The organism is Kosakonia sacchari SP1, assembly GCF_000300455.3.
Lineage (GTDB): Bacteria > Pseudomonadota > Gammaproteobacteria > Enterobacterales > Enterobacteriaceae > Kosakonia > Kosakonia sacchari.
The window spans coordinates 4,735,846-4,758,520 of sequence record NZ_CP007215.2; the positions used below are offsets into that span (position 1 = coordinate 4,735,846).

At 54.1% G+C, this 22,675-nt stretch carries 17 protein-coding genes, 2 tRNA genes, 1 rRNA gene and 1 riboswitch; of the genes, 7 read left to right on the forward strand and 13 right to left on the reverse strand.

What is annotated here, in order from left to right; genetic code table 11:
• Positions 1-12: 12 nt before the first annotated feature.
• The 5 genes from C813_RS45350 to btuB form a co-directional block, all read right to left on the reverse strand.
• Positions 13-88: transfer RNA gene (locus C813_RS45350), tRNA-Ala, on the reverse strand.
• Between the two features lie 108 nt (positions 89-196).
• Positions 197-273 (reverse strand) — tRNA-Ile (locus C813_RS45355).
• 72 nt (positions 274-345) lie between these two features.
• Positions 346-1,885, reverse strand: a 16S ribosomal RNA gene (locus C813_RS45360).
• Between the two features lie 376 nt (positions 1,886-2,261).
• Positions 2,262-3,113: a glutamate racemase gene (gene murI / locus C813_RS45365; protein ID WP_025263775.1), complete on the reverse strand. Its 852-nt coding sequence runs from the start codon at positions 3,111-3,113 to the stop codon at positions 2,262-2,264.
• Positions 3,058-4,908: a TonB-dependent vitamin B12 receptor BtuB gene (gene btuB, locus C813_RS45370; protein ID WP_017459613.1), complete on the reverse strand. Its 1,851-nt coding sequence runs from the start codon at positions 4,906-4,908 to the stop codon at positions 3,058-3,060. The genes murI and btuB overlap by 56 nt, the downstream gene beginning before the upstream one ends.
• A 66-nt stretch (positions 4,909-4,974) precedes the next feature.
• Positions 4,975-5,146: riboswitch (cobalamin riboswitch) on the reverse strand.
• A gap of 117 nt (positions 5,147-5,263) precedes the next feature.
• Here btuB and trmA point away from each other — a divergent pair.
• Complete coding sequence (gene trmA, locus C813_RS45375) at positions 5,264-6,370, forward strand: tRNA (uridine(54)-C5)-methyltransferase TrmA (RefSeq protein ID WP_017459614.1); 1,107 nt, start codon at positions 5,264-5,266, stop codon at positions 6,368-6,370.
• A gap of 264 nt (positions 6,371-6,634) precedes the next feature.
• Here trmA and C813_RS45380 read toward each other — a convergent pair whose 3' ends face one another.
• The 3 genes from C813_RS45380 to fabR all read right to left on the reverse strand — a co-directional run bounded on the left by C813_RS45380 (position 6,635) and on the right by fabR (position 8,335).
• Positions 6,635-7,084, reverse strand: a complete 450-nt coding sequence (locus C813_RS45380) for a cupin domain-containing protein (protein ID WP_017459615.1) — start codon at positions 7,082-7,084, stop codon at positions 6,635-6,637.
• A 243-nt stretch (positions 7,085-7,327) separates the two neighbouring features.
• Positions 7,328-7,687 (reverse strand): YijD family membrane protein, encoded by a 360-nt coding sequence (locus C813_RS45385; protein ID WP_017459616.1) that lies wholly within the window; start codon positions 7,685-7,687, stop codon positions 7,328-7,330.
• A gap of 3 nt (positions 7,688-7,690) precedes the next feature.
• On the reverse strand, positions 7,691-8,335 hold the full coding sequence (gene fabR, locus C813_RS45390) for an HTH-type transcriptional repressor FabR (RefSeq protein WP_017459617.1): 645 nt from the start codon (positions 8,333-8,335) through the stop codon (positions 7,691-7,693).
• Positions 8,336-8,531: 196 nt separating this feature from the next.
• Between fabR and sthA the strand changes: the two genes are divergently transcribed.
• On the forward strand, positions 8,532-9,932 hold the full coding sequence (sthA, locus tag C813_RS45395; RefSeq protein WP_017459618.1) for a Si-specific NAD(P)(+) transhydrogenase: 1,401 nt from the start codon (positions 8,532-8,534) through the stop codon (positions 9,930-9,932).
• Here the strand turns inward: sthA and oxyR are convergent.
• From oxyR to argC, 4 genes are all read right to left on the reverse strand, one after another.
• Positions 9,915-10,832: a DNA-binding transcriptional regulator OxyR gene (oxyR, locus tag C813_RS45400; RefSeq protein ID WP_017459619.1), complete on the reverse strand. Its 918-nt coding sequence runs from the start codon at positions 10,830-10,832 to the stop codon at positions 9,915-9,917. The two genes, sthA and oxyR, sit on opposite strands and share 18 nt — an antisense overlap.
• A gap of 262 nt (positions 10,833-11,094) precedes the next feature.
• On the reverse strand, positions 11,095-12,468 hold the full coding sequence (argH, locus tag C813_RS45405) for an argininosuccinate lyase (protein ID WP_017459620.1): 1,374 nt from the start codon (positions 12,466-12,468) through the stop codon (positions 11,095-11,097).
• Positions 12,469-12,542: 74 nt separating this feature from the next.
• Positions 12,543-13,319 (reverse strand): acetylglutamate kinase, encoded by a 777-nt coding sequence (gene argB / locus C813_RS45410; protein WP_020455972.1) that lies wholly within the window; start codon positions 13,317-13,319, stop codon positions 12,543-12,545.
• Between the two features lie 13 nt (positions 13,320-13,332).
• Positions 13,333-14,337 (reverse strand): N-acetyl-gamma-glutamyl-phosphate reductase, encoded by a 1,005-nt coding sequence (gene argC / locus C813_RS45415; protein ID WP_017459622.1) that lies wholly within the window; start codon positions 14,335-14,337, stop codon positions 13,333-13,335.
• 169 nt (positions 14,338-14,506) lie between these two features.
• Here argC and argE point away from each other — a divergent pair, with 169 nt between their 5' ends.
• From argE to gldA, 5 genes are all read left to right on the forward strand, one after another.
• The gene (gene argE, locus C813_RS45420) at positions 14,507-15,658 is read left to right on the forward strand and encodes an acetylornithine deacetylase (RefSeq protein ID WP_017459623.1); all 1,152 of its coding nucleotides are present in this window, start codon (positions 14,507-14,509) and stop codon (positions 15,656-15,658) included.
• A gap of 262 nt (positions 15,659-15,920) precedes the next feature.
• Positions 15,921-18,572 carry a phosphoenolpyruvate carboxylase gene (gene ppc, locus C813_RS45425; protein ID WP_017459624.1) on the forward strand — a complete coding sequence of 884 codons (2,652 nt, stop codon included), beginning with the start codon at positions 15,921-15,923 and terminating at the stop codon, positions 18,570-18,572.
• Between the two features lie 92 nt (positions 18,573-18,664).
• Positions 18,665-19,525, forward strand: coding sequence for an AraC family transcriptional regulator (locus tag C813_RS45430; RefSeq protein ID WP_017459625.1), 861 nt, complete (start codon positions 18,665-18,667; stop codon positions 19,523-19,525).
• A gap of 213 nt (positions 19,526-19,738) precedes the next feature.
• The gene (gene fsa / locus C813_RS45435) at positions 19,739-20,401 is read left to right on the forward strand and encodes a fructose-6-phosphate aldolase (RefSeq protein WP_017459626.1); all 663 of its coding nucleotides are present in this window, start codon (positions 19,739-19,741) and stop codon (positions 20,399-20,401) included.
• Positions 20,402-20,412: 11 nt separating this feature from the next.
• A complete protein-coding gene (gene gldA, locus C813_RS45440) occupies positions 20,413-21,516 on the forward strand; it encodes a bifunctional L-1,2-propanediol dehydrogenase/glycerol dehydrogenase (RefSeq protein ID WP_017459627.1) in 1,104 nt (367 codons plus the stop codon).
• 197 nt (positions 21,517-21,713) lie between these two features.
• Here the strand turns inward: gldA and metF are convergent, their stop codons facing one another.
• Positions 21,714-22,604: a methylenetetrahydrofolate reductase gene (metF, locus tag C813_RS45445; protein WP_017459628.1), complete on the reverse strand. Its 891-nt coding sequence runs from the start codon at positions 22,602-22,604 to the stop codon at positions 21,714-21,716.
• Positions 22,605-22,675 lie beyond the last annotated feature (71 nt).

A 22,675-nucleotide genomic window follows, 5' to 3' on the forward strand; every position in this document is an offset into this window, starting at 1 on the left:
GAACAGTAAAGATGGTGGAGCTATGCGGGATCGAACCGCAGACCTCCTGCGTGCAAAGCAGGCGCTCTCCCAGCTGAGCTATAGCCCCATCGTAGTTAAATCCCGTATACCCGTAATTCATTCTGAGACAAGGCGGGGTGACGCGAAGCATACATCTGTATGTGAGCGTTGCCACAACGCAGTATCAGCATGAATTTGGTAGGCCTGAGTGGACTTGAACCACCGACCTCACCCTTATCAGGGGTGCGCTCTAACCACCTGAGCTACAAGCCTGCAGAGATTTTTTACTGCTCGTTATTTCATCAGACAATCTGTGTGGACACTGCAGAGGCAGGTTCTTTAAGGTAAGGAGGTGATCCAACCGCAGGTTCCCCTACGGTTACCTTGTTACGACTTCACCCCAGTCATGAATCACAAAGTGGTAAGCGCCCTCCCGAAGGTTAAGCTACCTACTTCTTTTGCAACCCACTCCCATGGTGTGACGGGCGGTGTGTACAAGGCCCGGGAACGTATTCACCGTGGCATTCTGATCCACGATTACTAGCGATTCCGACTTCATGGAGTCGAGTTGCAGACTCCAATCCGGACTACGACGCACTTTATGAGGTCCGCTTGCTCTCGCGAGGTCGCTTCTCTTTGTATGCGCCATTGTAGCACGTGTGTAGCCCTGGTCGTAAGGGCCATGATGACTTGACGTCATCCCCACCTTCCTCCAGTTTATCACTGGCAGTCTCCTTTGAGTTCCCGGCCTAACCGCTGGCAACAAAGGATAAGGGTTGCGCTCGTTGCGGGACTTAACCCAACATTTCACAACACGAGCTGACGACAGCCATGCAGCACCTGTCTCACAGTTCCCGAAGGCACCAAAGCATCTCTGCTAAGTTCTGTGGATGTCAAGACCAGGTAAGGTTCTTCGCGTTGCATCGAATTAAACCACATGCTCCACCGCTTGTGCGGGCCCCCGTCAATTCATTTGAGTTTTAACCTTGCGGCCGTACTCCCCAGGCGGTCTATTTAACGCGTTAGCTCCGGAAGCCACGCCTCAAGGGCACAACCTCCAAATAGACATCGTTTACGGCGTGGACTACCAGGGTATCTAATCCTGTTTGCTCCCCACGCTTTCGCACCTGAGCGTCAGTCTTCGTCCAGGAGGCCGCCTTCGCCACCGGTATTCCTCCAGATCTCTACGCATTTCACCGCTACACCTGGAATTCTACCTCCCTCTACGAGACTCAAGCCTGCCAGTTTCGGATGCAGTTCCCAGGTTGAGCCCGGGGATTTCACATCCGACTTGACAGACCGCCTGCGTGCGCTTTACGCCCAGTAATTCCGATTAACGCTTGCACCCTCCGTATTACCGCGGCTGCTGGCACGGAGTTAGCCGGTGCTTCTTCTGCGGGTAACGTCAATGAATAAGGTTATTAACCTTACTCCCTTCCTCCCCGCTGAAAGTACTTTACAACCCGAAGGCCTTCTTCATACACGCGGCATGGCTGCATCAGGCTTGCGCCCATTGTGCAATATTCCCCACTGCTGCCTCCCGTAGGAGTCTGGACCGTGTCTCAGTTCCAGTGTGGCTGGTCATCCTCTCAGACCAGCTAGGGATCGTCGCCTAGGTGAGCCGTTACCCCACCTACTAGCTAATCCCATCTGGGCACATCTGATGGCAAGAGGCCCGAAGGTCCCCCTCTTTGGTCTTGCGACGTTATGCGGTATTAGCTACCGTTTCCAGTAGTTATCCCCCTCCATCAGGCAGTTTCCCAGACATTACTCACCCGTCCGCCACTCGTCACCCGAGAGCAAGCTCTCTGTGCTACCGTTCGACTTGCATGTGTTAGGCCTGCCGCCAGCGTTCAATCTGAGCCATGATCAAACTCTTCAATTTAAAAGTTTGATGCTCAATGTTTCTTTATTTCTAAAGAAAAGAACTTCGTAATGAATTACGTGTTCACTCACTGAGACTTGGTATTCATTTTTCGTCCGAGGACGTTAAGAATCCAGTCACCCTGAGTGCCCACACAGATTGTCTGATAAATTGTTAAAGAGCAGTGCCGCCTCGCTTTTTGCTGCGGCGCGGGTTGCGTATACTACGCTTTCCCGCCGTGAAGTCAACTGTTTATTTTCAGATTTCTTCACCTGACAGGCCGGTGTGTTTGCCGTTGTGCCGTGTCAGTGGAGGCGCATTATAGGGAGTTAATTCCCGCTGACAACCCCTAATTTCAAAAAACTTTTCAACCGTCTCTTTTTTGCGCAAAACTGCTCTAAAGTGCCAGTTTTTCGAGCTTTTTGAACCCATAGCGCTGCAAAACGGGCAATAGTTGTGCAGTCTCAGGAGTTAATGCCATGCAATAGGCAATATTCTCATCGGAAGATTTCGCATCCGGCGCTTCGTGTTCAAGCAGCCAGGCAGTACGTCGCGCAATTGCCGCGCCTGAATCAATCAAACGCGTCCCTTCTGGCAACACTTGCAGCAACTCATCTTGCAGTAAAGGAAAGTGCGTACATCCCAGTACCACCGTATCTGGCGGCTCTTTCATGCGCAGCCATGGGCGAAGGATATGTCGCAGCTCATCCAGCGAGACCGTTTCCCCATGCAGTTTCGCTTCCGCCAATACAACCAGCTCCGCCGAACCCAACATCTCAATCCGGCATTCATTCGCGAAACGCGAAATCAGTTCGTGTGTATAAGGGCGCTTCACCGTACCCCGCGTTGCCAGCAGCCCTACCACACCGTTTGCCGTTAGACGCGCGGCGGGTTTGATGGCAGGCACGACACCGACGACAGGGAAAGAGAACTTATCCCGCAGTGCGGGCAAAGAGACGGTACTCGCCGTATTACAGGCAATAACGGCCAGCGCGAGGGGGTACTGAGCCTGAACGGCGGTAACGATTTCGACAACACGCTCAACAATAAACGCTTCGCTTTTCTCACCATAGGGGAAAGCGACATTGTCAAACGCGTAGATGTAATGCAGATCCGGCAGGAGATGCCGGATCTCATCATAAACGGATAACCCACCGACGCCGGAGTCAAACACCAGCACGGTGGGACGTGCGTCAGAAGGTGTAGCTGCCAGACAAGGTGTATTCCCGTCCTGCAGTTTGGTAGCCATATGCTGTCTCGTACTCTTTATCGAACAGGTTGGCGATTTTACCACGAACTGTTAAATGAGAGGTCACAGGATATGAGGCAGAAAAATCCACCGTACTATAACTTGGCAAAATACGTTGCTCAGGATTATAGGTTGACGTGCGGTTGTCATAGCGCTTCCCGAAGTACTCCCAGGCCAGATCCATATCGACATTCAATACGGACCAGTCAAGCTGGTACTTCGCCTGGCGCTTCGCACGGCGCGGCAGCACTTCATTGGTTTCATCATCACGCGGGTCAATATATTGCAGCGTCACGCGATGCGAGAAGATGCCGGTATCCACGCTGCCCGTCCACTCAACGCCTTTAATGGTGGCAGAGTTGATGTTGTAGTAAGCCGTATCGCTGTAGGTGATCAGATTTTCAATCTCATAGCGATAGGCAGACAAACGCCAGTCCAGCGGGCCGGTTAAGCCTTCAACACCCGCCTCCCACTGCCTGGACTCTTCCGGTTTCAGATTCGGGTTGGAAGCAATGCCAAAACGCTTCGCACCAAACTGTTGGCCTAAAGAAGGTGCCAGGAAACCAGTGCCGTAAGAAACGGTCAGACGGTAATTCTCCACGAACTCCCAGCCAGCAGCGGTCTGCCAGGTGCCGTGCCAGCCGAATTCGTCATCTTTATCTTCACGGCCCGACGCTTCCAGCGTGACATCGCCAAACTGTTGCATCCCGTTCAAATATAAGCCCGTGTTTTCACGCTCGTAAGCGTCGCGCGTCGTGCTATTGGAAGAAACCAGACGCTCCTGTTTCCAGTCGACACCCGCGCCAACAGAACCTTTGCCGACATTAACGTTGTTGCCCCACTGAATGTATCGTTGCTCCATATCATCCAGCGTGGTGCCATCGTTATAGCGGCCATAAATGCTGCTGTAGTTGTAGTCTTTGCTTTTCTGGTAGCTGGCCAGCAACTGGGACGAGTAGATCCCCTGGGCGAAATTCAGCCCGGTATCCCAACCCTGCACAAACAGCTGGCGCTCATCAGCGCTGTAATCTGCGGAAAACGGCGCGCTGCCGAGGTCATAATCCACGTTGTTGCTAAAGTTGTAGCCGCGAAAGAAGCCGTCAAAGTTGTCGTTGAATTTGTGCTGCAGGCTGCCCCAGAACGTTTTATTGCGATAACCGTCGCGATCTTCGTCATGATCCCAGGTTGAGCCGGGCTGCACGTTAAAACCGCGAGTACTGGTATAAGAACCCGCCGCTGTCGCCACCGTGTCGCCAAAGCGCTGACGCAGTGTGCCGTCATATGTCTGGTAGCCCTTCGAGCCAACGCCGGCATTGATTTGTGATTTCTCATTGCCGGTCATGGTAATGACGTTAACCACGCCGCCAATCGCCCCGGAGCCATACACGGCAGAGCGCGGCCCGCGAATATATTCAACACGTTGCACTAAAGAGAGCGGGATTTGATTCAGTTCGGGATCGTTGGAAATCCCGGAGCGCGCGACCGGTACGCCATCAATCAGCAGCAGCAGGTGTTTCGCTTCTGTACCGCGCACATAAACCGAGGCGGTTTGGCCTAACCCGCCGTTTTGCGCAATATCAACCCCAGGCAGGCGACGCAGCACATCAACCAGTGAGCGAGACTGCCAGCGATCGATGTCCTCACGCGTCACCACTTCTGTCGGTGCAAGCACCGTCTTAGCCGGTTGTTGAAAACGATTTGCTGTCACCACCAAATTGTCTGAGCTGCTATCTTGCGCCCAGCCGGAAAAAGCTGAGACGGAGAGCGCCGTCAGCAGCGAAGCTTTTTTAATCATTGTGAAAGCATCCACATAAGAGTAAGGATGCCGCAGGTTCCATCAATAGCACGCGATGATGTCAACCAGATGCGACGTATACCGGCAGGTCTTCGGGCTTGGAGGTACATCAAGAAAGCGACTTCCCACCCAACAGGCAGTGTCTGCTCTCTCACCTTGATCCTTACCGCTGCGCGTCAGCCCCAGATTCTCACTGGATTCCCTTTTAACTCACAGGACCGGAACAGGGATGCTACATTCTGTAACATATGGATGTCCAGACTGCTAACTGACTATTTAGCTCACATCCGGGGCTGGACATCGCCTGAGCAATGCCTACAATCCCCGCGTTATTCTTAATCACTCAGGAAGCATGATGACCCCCGAACACCTGCCGACAGAACAGTACGAAGCCCAGCTGGCCGAAAAAGTCGTGCGTCTGCAATCGATGATGACGCCTTTTTCCGCGCCGCTTCCGGAGGTGTTCCGCTCACCGGTCAGCCATTACCGTATGCGCGCCGAATTCCGCATCTGGCACGACGGCGACGATCTCTACCACATCATTTTCGATCAGCAGACCAAGTCTCGTATCCGGGTGGACAGTTTTCCGGCAGCAAGCGAGCTGATTAACCAATTAATGACGGTAATGATCGAGGCGGTACGCGGGAATAAAACGCTGCGCCATAAGCTGTTCCAGATTGACTACCTGAGCACCATGAGCAACCAGGCGATTGTCACCCTGCTCTACCACAAAAAGCTGGATGACGAATGGCAGGCAGAAGCTGCGCACTTGCGTGACGCGCTGCGCGCGCAGAATCTGAATGTGCAGTTAATTGGTCGCGCGACTAAAACCAAAATCGAGCTGGATCAGGACTTTGTTGACGAGCGTCTGCCGGTCGGTGGCAGAGAGATGATCTACCGCCAGGTCGAGAACAGCTTTACGCAGCCTAACGCGGCCATGAACATTCAGATGCTGGAATGGGCGCTGGATGTTACGCGTCATTCAACAGGCGATCTGTTGGAGTTGTATTGCGGCAACGGCAATTTCTCGCTGGCGCTGGCGCGCAATTTCGATCGTGTGCTGGCCACCGAAATCGCCAAACCGTCCGTGGCGGCAGCGCAATACAATATCGCGGCTAACCACATCGATAACGTGCAGATTATCCGCATGTCCGCCGAAGAATTTACGCAGGCGATGAATGGCGTGCGCGCTTTTAACCGCTTGCAGGGTATCGATCTTGCGAGCTACCAGTGCGAAACGATTTTCGTCGATCCGCCGCGCAGCGGGCTGGATGCGGAAACCGAGAAAATGGTGCAGGCCTATCCGCGTATTCTGTATATCTCCTGCAACCCGGAAACGCTGTGTAAAAATCTGGAAACATTGAGTCAGACACACGATATTTCACGTCTGGCGCTGTTCGATCAATTCCCGTATACGCACCACATGGAGTGCGGCGTACTGCTTACGCGTAAAAACAAATAACGCTATATAAAATACGTCAACTCCTTTGATGGCTGGCCTGTGAATCAAGCCAGCCAAATAATAGTGGTGAGAGGGAAATGACTGCTGCGCGTAACTATTTATTTATCAGAATAATGACCATTGCGGAACGTGATCGCGCTAACATTATTTTATAATAGCTTGTGAATGTTCTGATATGATATTTATATCGTCAGGGATATTAACCCTGATATTAAGCAATCAGCCCCGCATGAAACAGGGCTGAGAAGTAATGCGTTTTACTGGTTATTTATCGGCAATAAAGTGGTCATCATCGCCCACCGGAATATAAACGCGAACCCACTCTTTACCGTCGACAATATCCCAGCTGTGACCTTCGCCCGCCGTGTCTGCCGCAAGCAGAACGGTGCCGGGTTCGATGATGAAGGTTGAGCCATCGCTAACCCTGAACTTCAACTTACCTTTCATCGTCACCACGTATTGCTTCTTCGGTGCCGGATGCACCCCTTTCTGCCACTCTTCAAACGTATTGCTGAAGTAAAGATTTTGCGAAGAGAGCTTCGCCAGCGAGGGAACAGAGCCTTTAATAAACGCTGAGTGGTTATCTTGCGTATTAATGAGCTTAATCGCCGGAATACGGTGTTCGCTCCCATTCGTTTTTGTTGTATCCGCAGATGCGGCGACCGAAATAACGAAACCGGCCGTGGCTAACAGAAGTTGTGTTATTTTTTTCATCAGGATGTCCAGAGTTAATTTTAACCTGCCGCCTGGATCAAACGATCGTCAGGCAACCGAATAAAATGCCGAATCAGTACATCAGATGAAATGCGTTTTATTGTAGATTTTTTTAATTAATAAATTATTGATGAATTCTACCGGGGTTTTATTTCGCAAGCGTAGAACAAACGGATTTATAATTTCCGACGCTTAATTAATTGGGGATGAAAATCCCCTCTCGCAGGGAGAGGGGGATAACGCTTATTCAGAGGCTTCGTGTTTGCGACCACGCAGACGAAAACCAATCCAGAAAACCAATATTACCGATAAAACGGCAGGCAGGAAGTTAGAACCAATATCCGGATACTCGGCGCGGACCACCGTACTGTAAATCAGCACACCGAGGATAAAACAGGCGGCGGCAAGGCCTGGCAGACCCACCGGCATCGTGCGATTTTGATAGCGCTGATGCAGACAATATACCGTCAGCACCAGCGAAATAATCGGGAATATTGAAAACGGTACAATCGAACTGAACACGGCAGAGAACGTACCGTTAATCGATAAGCCAGCGATGAGCGCCAGCAGCAACGTACCTTTATCTTGACCAGACTGTTTCATTACTCATCCTTCACTCGTCGGTTGATGCGCCAGTTTTTCCTGTTCACGGCGATACCAGTAGTACGCGCCTTTTGAAATCATGCGCAATTGTAGTACCAGTCGCTCTTCTAATTGCCTGCGTTGTTCCGCCCCTACATCCAGCGCTTCTGCACCGGCGTTGAAGACAATCGTCACCATCGCTTCGGCTTGCGCTTCAGTGAACGCTCGCGGCATATGGTTTTCGAGTTCAAGGTAGTCGGCAAGTTCCGCAATAAAATGTTGGATCTCACGCGCTACCGCCGCACGAAAGGCGGCGGACGTTCCGGAGCGTTCCCGCAACAGGAGCTGAAAAGCGTTGGGATTATTGCCGATAAATTCCATAAATGTGGAAACTGACGTGCGGATCACGCTACCGCCTTTCGCAATACGCTGACGCGCCTGGCGCATCAGTTGGCGCAGCATTAACCCACTTTCGTCCACCATGGTCAGACCGAGTTCATCCACATCCCGGAAATGACGATAAAAAGACGTTGGCGCAATGCCTGCCTCACGGGCAACTTCCCGCAGGCTCAGGCTGGCGAAGCTGCGCTCCGCGCTGAGTTGGCTAAATGCGGCTTCGATCAGCGAACGCCGGGTTCTCTCTTTTTGTTGCGCTCTTACACCCATCACGATGTTTGAATCCTTCCAGGGGCCCGCTGGCACTATACCAGAGAATAAATCCGATCCGATTGTACTGGATTGTGACTGATTGTTTACGCACAGTTTCTTCTTTTTCGTGGCAAAAGAGCACAACGATAATTGGGTTACCGCCGCTTTGATGTTAGTATTATGTTGCTTTTATGTATAAGAACAGGTAAGCCTTACCATGCCACATTCCTACGATTATGATGCAATAGTAATAGGCTCCGGCCCCGGCGGCGAAGGCGCAGCCATGGGCCTGGTTAAACAAGGAGCACGGGTCGCGGTTATTGAGCGTTACCACAATGTCGGCGGCGGCTGTACGCATTGGGGCACCATCCCCTCAAAAGCGTTGCGCCACGCCGTTAGCCGTATTATCGAATTCAACCAAAACCCGCTCTACAGTGACCACACCCGCCTTCTCCGCTCCTCTTTCGCCGATATCCTGAACCATGCTGAAAGCGTGATTAATCAGCAAACGCGCATGCGTCAGGGCTTTTATGAGCGTAACCGCTGCGAAATTTTAGAAGGCAACGCCCACTTTATTGATGACCACACACTGGCGCTCGAGTTTCACGACGGCACGGTCGAAACCATCACTGCCGAAAAGTTTGTTATCGCCTGCGGCTCACGACCCTACCGCCCTGCCGATGTCGATTTCGCCCATCCGCGCGTTTACGACAGCGACTCGATTCTCGATATGCACCACGAACCCCGCCATGTGATCATCTACGGCGCGGGGGTGATCGGCTGCGAATATGCATCGATCTTCCGTGGTATGAACGTCAAAGTGGATTTGATCAACACCCGCGATCGCCTGCTGGCGTTCCTTGATCAGGAAATGTCGGACTCACTCTCTTATCATTTCTGGAATAGCGGCGTCGTTATCCGCCATAACGAAGAGTACGAGCGCATTGAACCGCTGGATGACGGGGTGATTATGCACCTGAAATCCGGCAAAAAACTGAAAGCCGACTGCCTGCTCTATGCCAACGGCCGTACCGGGAACACCGATAGCCTGCAACTGGCGAATATTGGCCTTGAAGCGGACGGACGCGGTCAGTTGAAAGTAAACAGCATGTACCAGACCGCACTGCCGCACGTCTATGCGGTCGGCGATGTGATTGGTTACCCAAGTCTGGCATCAGCGGCTTACGATCAGGGGCGCATTGCCGCGCAGGCGATGATCAAAGGCGAAGCTACGGCGCATCTGATTGAAGATATTCCGACCGGGATTTACACCATTCCGGAGATCAGTTCCGTGGGCAAAACCGAGCAGCAGCTCACGGCCATGAAAGTGCCGTATGAAGTGGGTCGCGCGCAGTTTAAACACTTGGCGCGGGCGCAGATTGTCGGCATGAATGTCGGTACGCTGAAGATCCTGTTCCACCGTGAAACGAAAGAGATTTTGGGAATTCACTGCTTTGGCGAGCGCGCGGCCGAGATTATTCATATCGGCCAGGCGATTATGGAGCAGAAAGGTGGCGGTAACACCATTGAGTACTTCGTTAACACCACCTTTAACTACCCGACAATGGCGGAAGCCTACCGGGTAGCTGCGCTAAACGGCTTAAACCGCCTGTTTTAACGCTGTGTCGAAATGGCCATCCATCGCACCACGGATGGCCTCTGCCAGCTGCTCATAGCGGCTGCGCAGCGGCGAACCCGGGCGATACACCAGTCCAACCGTGCGTTTCGGTTCAGGTTTGATACATGGCAGATACACCACGCCATCGCGTTTACGCTCGCGCGGAACGGAAAGCGCAGGCAGCAACGTGATACCACTCCCGGCGGCAACCATATTGCGCAGCGTTTCCAGGCTGGTCGCACGGAAATGCGTATCTTCGTCCGCACCCGCTTCGAAGCAGAAGCCCATCGCCTGGTCGCGCAGGCAGTGCCCGTCTTCCAGCATCAGCAGCTTTTCGCCCGCCAGGTCAGCCATCGGCACACATTCGCGGTTCGCCCACGGATGATCTTCATAAATCGCCAGCATCATCGGCTCATCGTACAGCGGCACCTCAATAAAGGCTTCGCTCTCTTTCACCAGCGCGAGGATCGCGCAGTCGAGCTTGCCGCTGTCCAGCTGCGCTAAAAGCTGATGCGTCTGCGCTTCATGCAGATACATTTCCAGTTTCGGGAAAGTCTGGTGCAACAGCGGAATGATGTGCGGCAACAGGTAAGGTCCAACGGTTGGGATCAGGCCAATATGCAGCGGGCCGGACATCGTTTCCCCCTGCTGGCTTGCCATTTCCTTCAGCACTTTGACCTCGCGCAGCACAGTGCGCGCCTGATCTACCAGCAACAAACCCGCCTGGGTGAACAGCACTTTGCGGCTGGTACGCTCCAGCAGCATTACGCCAAGTTCATCTTCCAGTTTACGGATCTGCCCGCTCAGCGTGGGCTGGCTGACGTGGCAAGAATCGGCTGCACGGCGAAAATGGCGGTGTTCGGCTAACGCCACCAGGTACTCAAGATCACGAATATTCATTATTCATCCTCCGTCGCCACGATAGTTCATGGCGATAGATAGCATAGCAACGAACGATTATCCCTATCAAGCATTCTGTTCAATAATTAGCACCAGAAACGAAGCGGCACCTCAGCTTGACCCGTGATGAGGCAACTACCCTCTGTTTCTCTCTGAACAACTAAAGCCAACGTGAACGTTTTGCGGACCTGAGAGTCCGCTTTTTTTTTGCATAAAAAAGCCCGGCGTAACGCCAGGCTCCTGTTTGCAAACCGCGCCCCACTTACACCAACCGCGCCTTCGCATCCACAATCGCCTGCGCGACCTGCACCGGTGACACGCCGCCTTTCGCCGCACGTTTATCCAGGCAGGATTGCAGTGACAGAATGGGATAAACATCGTCGCCAATCACATCGCTGAATTTTCGCAGATCGGCAAGCGGCAGATCTTCCAGCGGTTTACCCTGGCGAATCGCTTCCACCACCGCTTCACCAACAATGTGGTGCGCTTCGCGGAACGGCACGCCTTTCGCAACCAGATAATCCGCCAGTTCGGTGGCGTTAGCGTAACCCTGCTGCGCCGCTTCCTGGCAACGCGGGCGTTTCACCTGAATGCCGTCCAGCACCAGCGCCGCCATGTGCAGACAGTCAAGCCAGGTGTCGAGCGCGTCGAACAGCCCTTCTTTGTCTTCCTGCATATCTTTGTTGTACGCCAGCGGCAGACCTTTAAGCGTCATCATCATGCCAGTAAGCGCGCCCTGTACACGGCCGCACTTACCACGGATCAGCTCCAGCGCATCCGGGTTTTTCTTTTGTGGCATCAGCGAAGAACCAGAGGTTACGCGGTCAGAAAGCTCAACAAACGCCGCTTCGCCGGAGTTAAAGAAAATCAGGTCTTCGGCAAAGCGCGACAGATGCACCATGCCGATTGAAGCGTCAGAGAGCAGTTCCAGCACGTGATCGCGGTCGGACACACTGTCCAGGCTGTTGCGGGTTGCCGAGGCAAAACCCAGCCAGCCGGCTAACTGCTCACGGTCAATTTCATAAGCCGTACCCGCCAGCGCGCCGCTGCCCAGCGGGCTAACGTCCAGGCGTTTTAGCGTATCCTGCAAGCGGCTTTCATCACGCGCCAGCATTTCAACGTAAGCCAGCGACCAGTGTGCGAAGGTCACTGGCTGCGCACGTTGCAGGTGCGTATAACCAGGCATGACTGCGTCCTGGTTATTTTCCGCCGTCACCACCAGCGCGCTCTGCAACTGGCGATTCGCCAGCAGCAATTCACTGATGGTGTCTTTACACCACAGTTTCAGATCGGTCGCGACCTGGTCATTACGGCTGCGCCCGGTGTGCAGTTTTTTGCCCAGTTGACCCACTTTGTCGATCAACTTGCCTTCCACCCAGCTGTGAATATCTTCCGCGTCGCTTTGCAGGATCTGCTGCGGATTAGCACGCACCTCTTCCAGCAAATTGTTCAACGCTTCTTCCAGTTGCTGCTGCTCAGCCGCTGTCAGCACGCCAACAGTCACCAGCGCTTTAGACCAGGCCGCAGAGCCAACGATATCCTGCTCCGCCAGGCGATAGTCAAAGCGCAAAGAGTCGTTGAACTGTTTGAACCGTTGATCCGCTGCCTGAGTAAAACGCCCGCCCCAAAGTGCCATAGTGTGCTTCCTTCTCTTTATCCGTTTTGCCGGACGGCGCTGCGCCTGCCCGGCCTACATAAATTGTTGTGTCATTACGCCAGAATACGGGTGCCAATTGGCGTACCGTTAAACAGCGCGGGTAGCTGCTCGGCATGACGCCAGGAGGCGATATCCACCGGGCGACCCAGCGTGCGCGCCGCATCCAGCGCCGCATTCACTTTGACGATCATGCCATCGGTAATGATGCCCTGGGCAATCAGTTGCTCCGCTTTCGCCGCCGTCATCTCGGCAATACGCTGGCCTTTGCCATCCAGAATGCCGCTTACATCAGACAGCAGGATCAGATCCGCACCCAATGTTGCAGCCAGCGCGGTTGCCGCCTGGTCGGCGTTGACGTTCATCAGCTCACCTTCATCGGTGACGCCAATGGAGCTGATCACTGGCAAGAAACCGCCATCGAGCAGCGCGTTAATCAGTTTCGGTGAACCCGGTTGCGCCAGGCCCACATGCCCCAGCTCTTCATCCAGTTGTGTCACTTTCACGCTGTCACCATCACCGAGGAACAGACCGACAGAGGCGATATGGTGTTTCTTCGCCCACGCCAGCAGGGTTTTGTTGGCCGTACCGGCCAGCGCCCCGGTGATGATGTCAATCTGATCCGCCGGAGTCACGCGCAGGCCATTTTTCTTTTTAACCGGCAGGTTAAGCTGTTTCATCAACTCATCCACCACGCAGCCGCCGCCGTGGACAATCACTAACGGGCGCTGATGAGATTCACGATAGTGCACCAGTGCCGTAAACAAACGCTCCAGCGCTTCCTCGCTATCCAGCAGTACGCCACCGAGCTTAATAATTAATGGGTTCATCATCACGCCTGTTCAATTAAATAAGTGACTGAGTTTCAGCATAGCCAAAACGAATATTCGCGCACTGTACTGCCTGCGCCGCCGCGCCTTTCAGCAGGTTATCTTCCGTAGCGACGACAATCAGGTGCTCATCCTGTACCGCAAAACCAATATCACAGAACGGCAGGCCAACCACGTTTTTCAACGCCGGAACGCCTTTGTCGTATAAACGTACCAGCGGTTTATCGCCATACGCCTGTTTAAACACATCCGCTACCTGCGCGTGGGTCACGCCCGGTTGCAAACGGCAGGTAATGGTTTCGAGGATCCCACGCGGAAAGCTCGCCAGGTGCGGGGTGAAAATCACACTCGCGCCAAGATGGGTGGCAATTTCCGGATGGTGGCGATGGTTGAAAACGCCGTAAGGTTGCAGGCTCACTTCACAGAAACTGTTAGAAAGAGCCGCCTTGCGCCCTGCGCCGCTTACGCCGCTGGTGGCGTTGATCACCGGCCACTGGTTCAGATCCAGCAGCCCGGCATCGATCAGCGGTTTTAACGACAGCTGCGCCGCCGTCGGGTAGCAACCCGGCACGGCAATTAATTGCGCTTCTTTCAGTTTGTCTTGGTTCCACTCCGCCAGCCCATACACAGCCTGTGCCAGCAGATCGGCGTGCTGATGGGTAAAGCCGTAGAATTTTTCGTAAAACGCGGGATCGTTAACGCGGAACGCGCCAGAGAGATCGAACACCACACATCCCGCCGCCAGGCAGGTTGGTGCCAGATCGTGGCTCACTTCATGGGCGGTGGCGAGGAAGACAACATCCACGCCCTCCAGGAAATCGCCAATATCGGACATCGGTTGTAACGGGAGATCAACAATGCCTTTCAACTGCGGATGTAAATCAGAGATACATTTTCCTGCATCATTACTTTGCGCAGAAACCGTCAAAGCGGTTATGTTCATATGAGGATGGCGATTTACATAGGTCACTAGCTCTGCACCAGCATAACCGCTGGCACCCACAATTAATGTGTTCAACATTGGGGCGGTTTACCTTCTTACGTCATGTGTGCCAGGGAAAGACTCGGCATCAATCCCGCGTCGCTGAGCAAAGTCGCCGCATGGGTTTCTTTACGCTCAACATTAATGTATTTTTATTCACATTTAGTGCATGAATATTGATACTATCACGAACTCAGGTATGTCAACAATGAAAATGAATTTGCCACCATTTATCGAGATCTACCGCGCCCTGATAGCCACGCCGTCGATCAGCGCGACGGAAGAAGCGCTGGATCAGAGTAATGCGTCTTTAATCAATTTGCTGGCAGGATGGTTTGGCGACCTCGGTTTCACGGTTGAAGTGCAGCCGGTTCCCGGCACCCGCAATAAATTCAACATGCTCGCCAGTGCCGGAACCGGCGCGGGCGGTCTGTTGCTGACTGGCCACACCGACACAGTGCCGTTTGATGACGGGCGCTGGACGCGCGACCCGTTCACGCTGACCGAGCATGACAATAAGCTCTACGGTCTGGGCACTGCCGACATGAAAGGCTTTTTCGCCTTTATTCTTGATGCGCTGCGTGACGTCGATGTGACAAAACTGAGCAAGCCGCTGTATGTGCTCGCCACCGCCGATGAAGAGACCAGCATGGCGGGTGCGCGCTATTTCTCCGAGAACACGCAACTGCGCCCGGACTGCGCCATCATCGGCGAACCGACCTCTTTGCAGCCGGTGCGTGCGCATAAAGGGCATATCTCCAATGCGATTCGCATTCTTGGTCAATCGGGCCACTCCAGCGATCCGGCGCGCGGCGTCAACGCCATCGAACTGATGCATGATGCCATCGGCCATATCCTGCAACTGCGCGACAGCCTGAAAGAACGTTATCACTATGATGCGTTCACCGTGCCGTATCCGACGCTGAATCTTGGGCATATTCACGGTGGTGATGCGGCAAACCGTATCTGCGCCTGTTGCGAACTGCACATGGATATCCGTCCACTGCCGGGCATGACGCTTAACGATCTCAATGGGCTGTTAAACGATGCGCTGGAGCCGGTAAGTTCCCGCTGGCCGGGTCGTTTGACCATTTCCGAACTGCACCCGCCGATTCCGGGGTACGAATGCCCGCCGGATCATCAACTGGTAGAAGTGGTAGAAAAACTGCTCGGCGTCGAAACCGAAGTGGTGAACTACTGCACCGAAGCGCCTTTTATTCAGACGCTTTGCCCAACGCTGGTGCTGGGGCCTGGGTCTATCAACCAGGCACACCAGCCGGATGAATATCTGGAAACCCGCTTTATTAAACCAACGCGCGAACTCATCACCCAGGTTGTTCATCATTTCTGCTGGCACTGACGTGTTTTTCGTTTTTTTACCCCCTCGAATGAGGGGGTTTTTATGTGCGAAAAAGCGTGACAATTGTCACGATCCCATAAGCAATACTTATTGGACACGATGCGAATTAAATTTCGTAAATTGCCGACATTTATTCGTTTGCTGAAGCGATTTCGCAACAATTGACGCGGTGGGTTTTACGTGGCTTTATAAAAGACGGTGTCTTATATCTGCTCAACGACAGGTATAACAAAATAAAATGAGATGGGGTGTCTGGGGTAACATGAACGAACAATATTCCGCTTTGCGTAGTAATGTCAGTATGCTCGGCAAACTGCTGGGAGATACCATCAAGGATGCTCTCGGCGAGAACATTCTCGACCGGGTAGAAACAATCCGTAAGCTGTCAAAATCTTCTCGCGCCGGGAATGAAGCCAGCCGTCAGGAACTGCTCACCACTTTGCAGAATCTGTCCAATGACGAACTGCTGCCAGTGGCACGCGCGTTTAGCCAGTTCCTGAACCTTGCCAACACCGCTGAGCAATACCATAGCATTTCAGCGAAAGGCGAAGCGGCCAGCAACCCGGAAGTGATTGCCCAGACCATCAGAAAACTGAAAGACCAACCCAATCTCAACGAAGCCACGATTATCAAAGCGATTGAATCACTGTCGCTGGAGCTGGTGCTGACTGCGCACCCGACCGAAATCACTCGCCGTACGCTGATCCACAAAATGGTGGAAGTTAACAACTGCTTAAAGCAGCTGGATAACAGCGATATCGCCGATTATGAACGCCACCAGCTGATGCGCCGCCTGCGCCAGTTGATTGCCCAGTCCTGGCATACCGATGAAATCCGCAGAAACCGCCCGAGCCCGGTAGATGAAGCCAAATGGGGCTTTGCCGTGGTAGAAAACAGCCTGTGGGAAGGCGTGCCAAATTACCTGCGCGAGCTGAACGAACAGCTGGAAGAGAACCTCAATTACAAACTGCCGGTGGATTTTGTTCCGGTGCGTTTCACCTCGTGGATGGGCGGCGACCGTGACGGCAACCCGAACGTTACCGCCGATATCACCCGCCATGTCCTTCTGCTTAGCCGCTGGAAAGCAACCGATCTGTTCCTGAAAGATGTTCAGTTGCTGATTTCCGAGCTGTCAATGGTGGAGTGTACCGACGAGCTGCGCGAACTGGCGGGCGCAGAAGGCGCGCGCGAACCGTATCGCTACCTGATGAAGAAGCTGCGCGGCGATCTGATGGCCACTCAGGCCTGGCTGGAAGCGCGCCTGAAAGGCCAGAAATTACCGAAACCGGCCGGGCTGCTGACGCAAAACGAGCAACTGTGGGAACCGCTCTACGCCTGTTATAAATCGCTGCAGGCCTGTGGTATGGGCATTATCGCCAACGGTGAACTGCTCGATACATTACGCCGCGTGAAGAGTTTTGGCGTGCCGCTGGTGCGCATCGACATTCGCCAGGAGAGCACCCGTCATACGGAAGCGCTGGGCGAATTAACGCGCTATTTGGGCATTGGCGACTACGAAAGCTGGTCGGAAGCAGATAAACAAGCATTCCTGATCCGTGAACTGAATTCCAAACGTCCGTTGCTGCCGCGCCAGTGGGAGCCAAGCGAAGAGACCCGCGAAGTGCTGGACACCTGCCAGGTGATCGCCGAGGCGCCGCGCGGATCTATCGCCGCGTATGTGATCTCAATGGCGAAGACACCTTCAGACGTGCTGGCAGTTCACCTGCTGCTGAAAGAAGCCGGTATCGGTTTTGCGCTGCCGGTCGCGCCGCTGTTTGAAACCCTTGATGACCTGAATAACGCCGACGACGTGATGACCCAGTTGCTGAATATCGACTGGTATCGCGGCTTTATCCAGGGCAAACAGATGGTGATGATTGGCTACTCCGACTCGGCGAAAGACGCGGGCGTAATGGCCGCTTCATGGGCGCAATATCAGGCGCAGGACGCGTTAATCAAAACCTGCGAAAAAGCCGGTATTGAACTGACACTGTTCCACGGTCGCGGCGGCTCTATTGGCCGTGGCGGCGCACCGGCTCACGCCGCGCTGCTCTCGCAACCGCCAGGCAGCCTGAAAGGCGGCTTACGCGTCACCGAACAGGGCGAGATGATCCGCTTCAAATACGGTCTGCCGGAAGTCACCATCAGCAGCTTGTCGCTTTATACCAGCGCGATCATGGAAGCCAACCTGCTGCCGCCGCCGGAGCCGAAAAGCGAGTGGCGCCATATTATGGACGAGCTGTCGGATATCTCCTGCGATATGTACCGTGGCTATGTGCGTGAAAACAAAGATTTCGTACCGTACTTCCGTTCCGCCACGCCGGAGCAGGAACTGGGCAAACTGCCGCTGGGTTCTCGCCCGGCGAAACGTCGCCCGACCGGCGGTGTTGAATCGCTGCGCGCGATCCCGTGGATCTTCGCCTGGACGCAAAACCGCCTGATGCTGCCAGCCTGGCTGGGCGCGGGTGCGGCATTACAGAAAGTGGTGGAAGACGGCAAACAGAGCGAGCTGGAAGCCATGTGCCGCGACTGGCCGTTCTTCTCCACCCGTCTGGGCATGCTGGAGATGGTGTTCTCGAAAGCCGACCTGTGGCTGGCAGAATATTACGATCAGCGTCTGGTGAAACCCGAACTGTGGACGCTGGGTAGCGAACTGCGCAAACTGCTGGAAGCGGATATCAACGTGGTGCTGGCAATCGCCAACGATTCGCACTTAATGGCCGATTTGCCGTGGATCGCCGAATCTATCCAGCTGCGTAATATCTATACCGACCCACTGAACGTGTTGCAGGCCGAGCTGCTGCACCGCTCGCGCCTTGCGGAAGAAGAAGGTAAAGAGCCGGATCATCGCGTTGAGCAAGCGCTGATGGTCACGATCGCCGGGGTGGCGGCGGGTATGCGTAATACCGGCTAATTTAGCGGTTATAGCAAAAGGCCACACAGGTTGTGGCCTTTTTTGATCCTGCCAGTTAAGGTTGTCCCTTCGCCAGCAACCAAAGGGACACCATGAGTCTCGATGTCAGCCATCTTATCTCGCGCCTGATAAACGGCCCGGCTCCGCTACGGCAGATATGCTTTGCGGGCGTGACCGGAACCGCGCCTGCGCAGGCCTGCCAGGTGGATTTTCCACGCCTGGAGATTGTGCTTGAAGGAACAGTGACCGATATGGGGATCAACGGCGAAACCGCGCGAATGTCACAGCACGACGTGCTGTATGTTCCCGCAGGCAGCTGGAATCATCCACAATGGCAGCTACCAGCCACTATCTTGAGCGTGCTCTTTGGCAAGCAACAGCTCAGTTTTAACGTCACGCAGTGGGATGGCGCCATGCTGCAAAACCTGGCGAAACAGCATGTTGCGCGTCGCGGCCCGCGCGTCGGCTCCTTCCTGCTACAAACCCTGCATGAAATGCAGATGCAGCCGCACGAACAGCAAACCGCACGCCTGATCGTCACCAGCCTGCTCAGCCATTGTCATGACTTGCTCGGCAGCCAGATCCAAACGGCTTCGCGCAGCCAGGCGCTGTTCGAAGCCGTTCGCGACTATATCGACGAAAATTACGCTTTACCGCTCACGCGCGAATCGGTGGCGCAGGCGTTTTATATTTCACCCAATTACTTGTCGCACCTGTTTCAGAAAACCGGTTCTGTTGGCTTCAACGAATATCTGACTTATACCCGGCTGGAGCACGCTAAAACGCTGCTCAAAGGATACGATTTAAAAGTCAAAGAAGTGGCGCACAGCTGCGGGTTTGTTGACAGCAATTACTTCTGCCGCCTGTTTCGAAAAAACACAGAACGCTCCCCCTCGGAATACCGCCAGCAGTATCACAGCCATCTCAGCGAAAAGTCCCCGCAGGACGAATAACGCCAGCACTGGATTTTTGTACGTTAAAAAAGCCGCTTTTGTTTCAACAGCACTCTACAACGCCTCTTTTCATCCGCTATCACGCAACTTGTGAGACAGCTCACACTTTGCCCTCTCGATCACATTTGTCCAGTGTTTGGCAGATTTGTTATATGGCGAGCACACAACCCACGCTCTTATGCTGTGTGCAGAAACGCTATATGAGGAAGCATGATGGAACTGTATCTGGACACCGCAAACGTAGCGGAAGTGGAGCGCCTGGCACGCATTTACCCGCTGGCGGGCGTAACCACCAATCCGAGCATTATCGCCGCTGGTAAAGACTCCCTCTGGGACGTATTGCCACGCCTGCAGCGCGTTATTGGCCCACAAGGAACGCTGTTTGCCCAGGTGATGAGCCGCGAAGCAGGTGGCATGGTGGCGGAGGCCAAACGCCTCAATAACGCTGTACCGGATATCGTGGTCAAAATCCCGGTGACGGCCGAGGGCCTTGCTGCCATCAAGCAACTGAAAAAAGAGGGCATTGTCACGCTGGGTACGGCAGTTTACAGCGCCGCGCAGGGGCTGCTTGCCGCGCTGGCGGGCGCAAAATATGTCGCGCCTTATGTTAACCGCGTCGATGCACAGGGCGGAGACGGGATCCGCATGGTGCAGGAGCTGCAAACCCTGCTGAAACTCCATGCGCCAGAGAGCAAAGTGCTGGCGGCCAGTTTTAAAACGCCGCGCCAGGCACTGGAGTGTTTGTTGGTCGGATGCGAAGCGATCACGCTCCCATTAGATGTAGCGCAACAAATGCTCAATACGCCCGCAGTAGAGTCAGCCATTGAGAAGTTTGAACAGGACTGGAAAACAGCTTTTGGCAACCTCAACCTGTAAGGAGGCAGTATATGGACCGCATCATCCAGTCACCGGGCAAATATATCCAGGGTGCAGATGTTATCACCCGCCTCGGTGACTATCTCAAACCGCTGGCCGATCGCTGGCTGGTTGTCGGTGACAAATTTGTTCTTGGTTTTGCGCAGGAAACGCTGCAAAAAAGTCTGGTGGATGCCGGGCTGGCCTGCGAAATCGCGCCGTTCGGCGGCGAATGTTCACAAAACGAAATTGACCGGCTGCGCGGTGTGGCAGAAAGCGCCCGCTGTGGCGCAGTGCTCGGCATCGGCGGCGGCAAAACGCTGGATACCGCTAAAGCGCTGGCGCATTTCATGCACGTGCCAGTGGCCATTGCCCCCACTATCGCATCGACCGATGCGCCCTGCAGCGCGCTGTCAGTTATCTACACCGACAGTGGCGAGTTTGACCGCTATTTGCTGCTGCCCAACAACCCGGATCGGGTGATTGTCGACACCAAAATTGTCGCCGGAGCCCCTGCGCGTTTGCTGGCAGCCGGGATTGGCGATGCACTCTCGACCTGGTTTGAAGCGCGTGCTTGTTCACGCAGTGGCGCAAAAACCATGGCGGGTGGTCAGTGTACACAATCCGCCCTCGCGCTGGCGGAGCTCTGTTACAACACGCTGCTTGAAGAGGGTGAAAAAGCAATGTTCGCTGCCGAACAGCATGTGGTAACACCTGCGCTGGAGCGCGTGGTGGAAGCCAATACTTACCTGAGCGGCGTCGGTTTTGAGAGCGGTGGTCTGGCGGCAGCACACGCCATTCATAACGGCATCACGGCGATTCCTGAGGCACATCATTACTACCACGGCGAAAAAGTGGCGTTTGGCACCTTAACCCAGCTGGTGCTGGAAAACGCGCCGCTGGAAGAGATCGAAACCGTCGCAGCGCTGTGCCATACCGTCGGCTTACCGATTACGCTGGCGCAACTGGGCATCAAAACCGATATTCCGGCGAAAATGCGCATCGTAGCGCAAGCCGCCTGCGCGCAAGGGGAAACCATTCATAATATGCCGGGCGGTGCGACACCGGATCAGGTCTATGCCGCGCTACTGGTCGCCGATCAGTATGGGCAGCGTTTTCTTGAAGAGTGGGAATAGCATTCAGAATTTTGCGCCCTCAGTGGAGTGCTGAAACCCCTAAAAAGCGGCTCTGCAAAGCCTGTGAGATGTAAATCCAAAACAATGCAGAGCTAATATCGGTTGATGTCCATGCGCACAGGGCGTGGTTTTCAGTGAGCCATAAAAAAGCCGGATCGCAATCCGGCTTTTCTTTGATTTTGCCACTGACTGAATTTTTACACTGCCGGGCGAACGCCCAGCGTGTGGCAAATGGCGTAACTCATTTCGGCGCGGTTCAGCGTATAGAAGTGGAAATCTTTCACCCCTTCTCGACTTAAAATTTTCACCATATCCATGGCAATATTTGCGCCCACCAGCTTGCGGGTTTCCGCGTCGTCATCCAGGCCGTCGAACATCTGCGACATCCACGCCGGGATACGCACATTGGTCATATCGGCGAATTTTTTCGCCTGCTTAAAGTTGGAGACCGGCAGGATGCCCGGCACGATCTCCACATCAATACCGGTCGCCGCGCAGCGATCGCGAAACCGCAGGTAGCTTTCCACATCGAAGAAGAACTGCGTAATCGCGCGACTCGCGCCCGCATCCACTTTCCGCTTCAGGTTCAGCAGATCGGCCTGCGCGCTTTTCGCTTCCGGGTGAACTTCCGGGTAAGCGGCGACGGAGATATCGAAATCGGCGACCTCTTTTAACAATGTCACCAAATCGGCAGCGTACATATCTGGCTTACCGCCACCCGGCGGTAAATCGCCACGCAATGCCACAATGTGGCGGATGCCGTTGTTCCAGTAATCCTGCGCGATAGTGCGTAACTCGTCACGGGTGGCATCGATGCAGGTCAAATGCGGCACCGCTTCCAGCCCGGTACGATCTTTGATGCCTTTAATGATGCTGTGTGTGCGATCGCGCTCGCCCGAATTTGCACCGTAAGTCACCGAAACAAATTTCGGCTTCAGGCTGCTTAAACGATCGATGGAGTGCCATAAGGTCTGTTCCATTTCACTGGTGCGCGGCGGGAAAAATTCAAAGGAAACATTAATCTGGCCGTGAACTTCCGCCAGGCTCTGATTCAGGGCTTCCCGCTGGTTGGCGTGAAAAAAGCTCATACCTTACCTCATCAATCGCATGTCATTGTCTGTTGTTTTGTGAACTTCTATACGTTTAGACGTCCAGATGT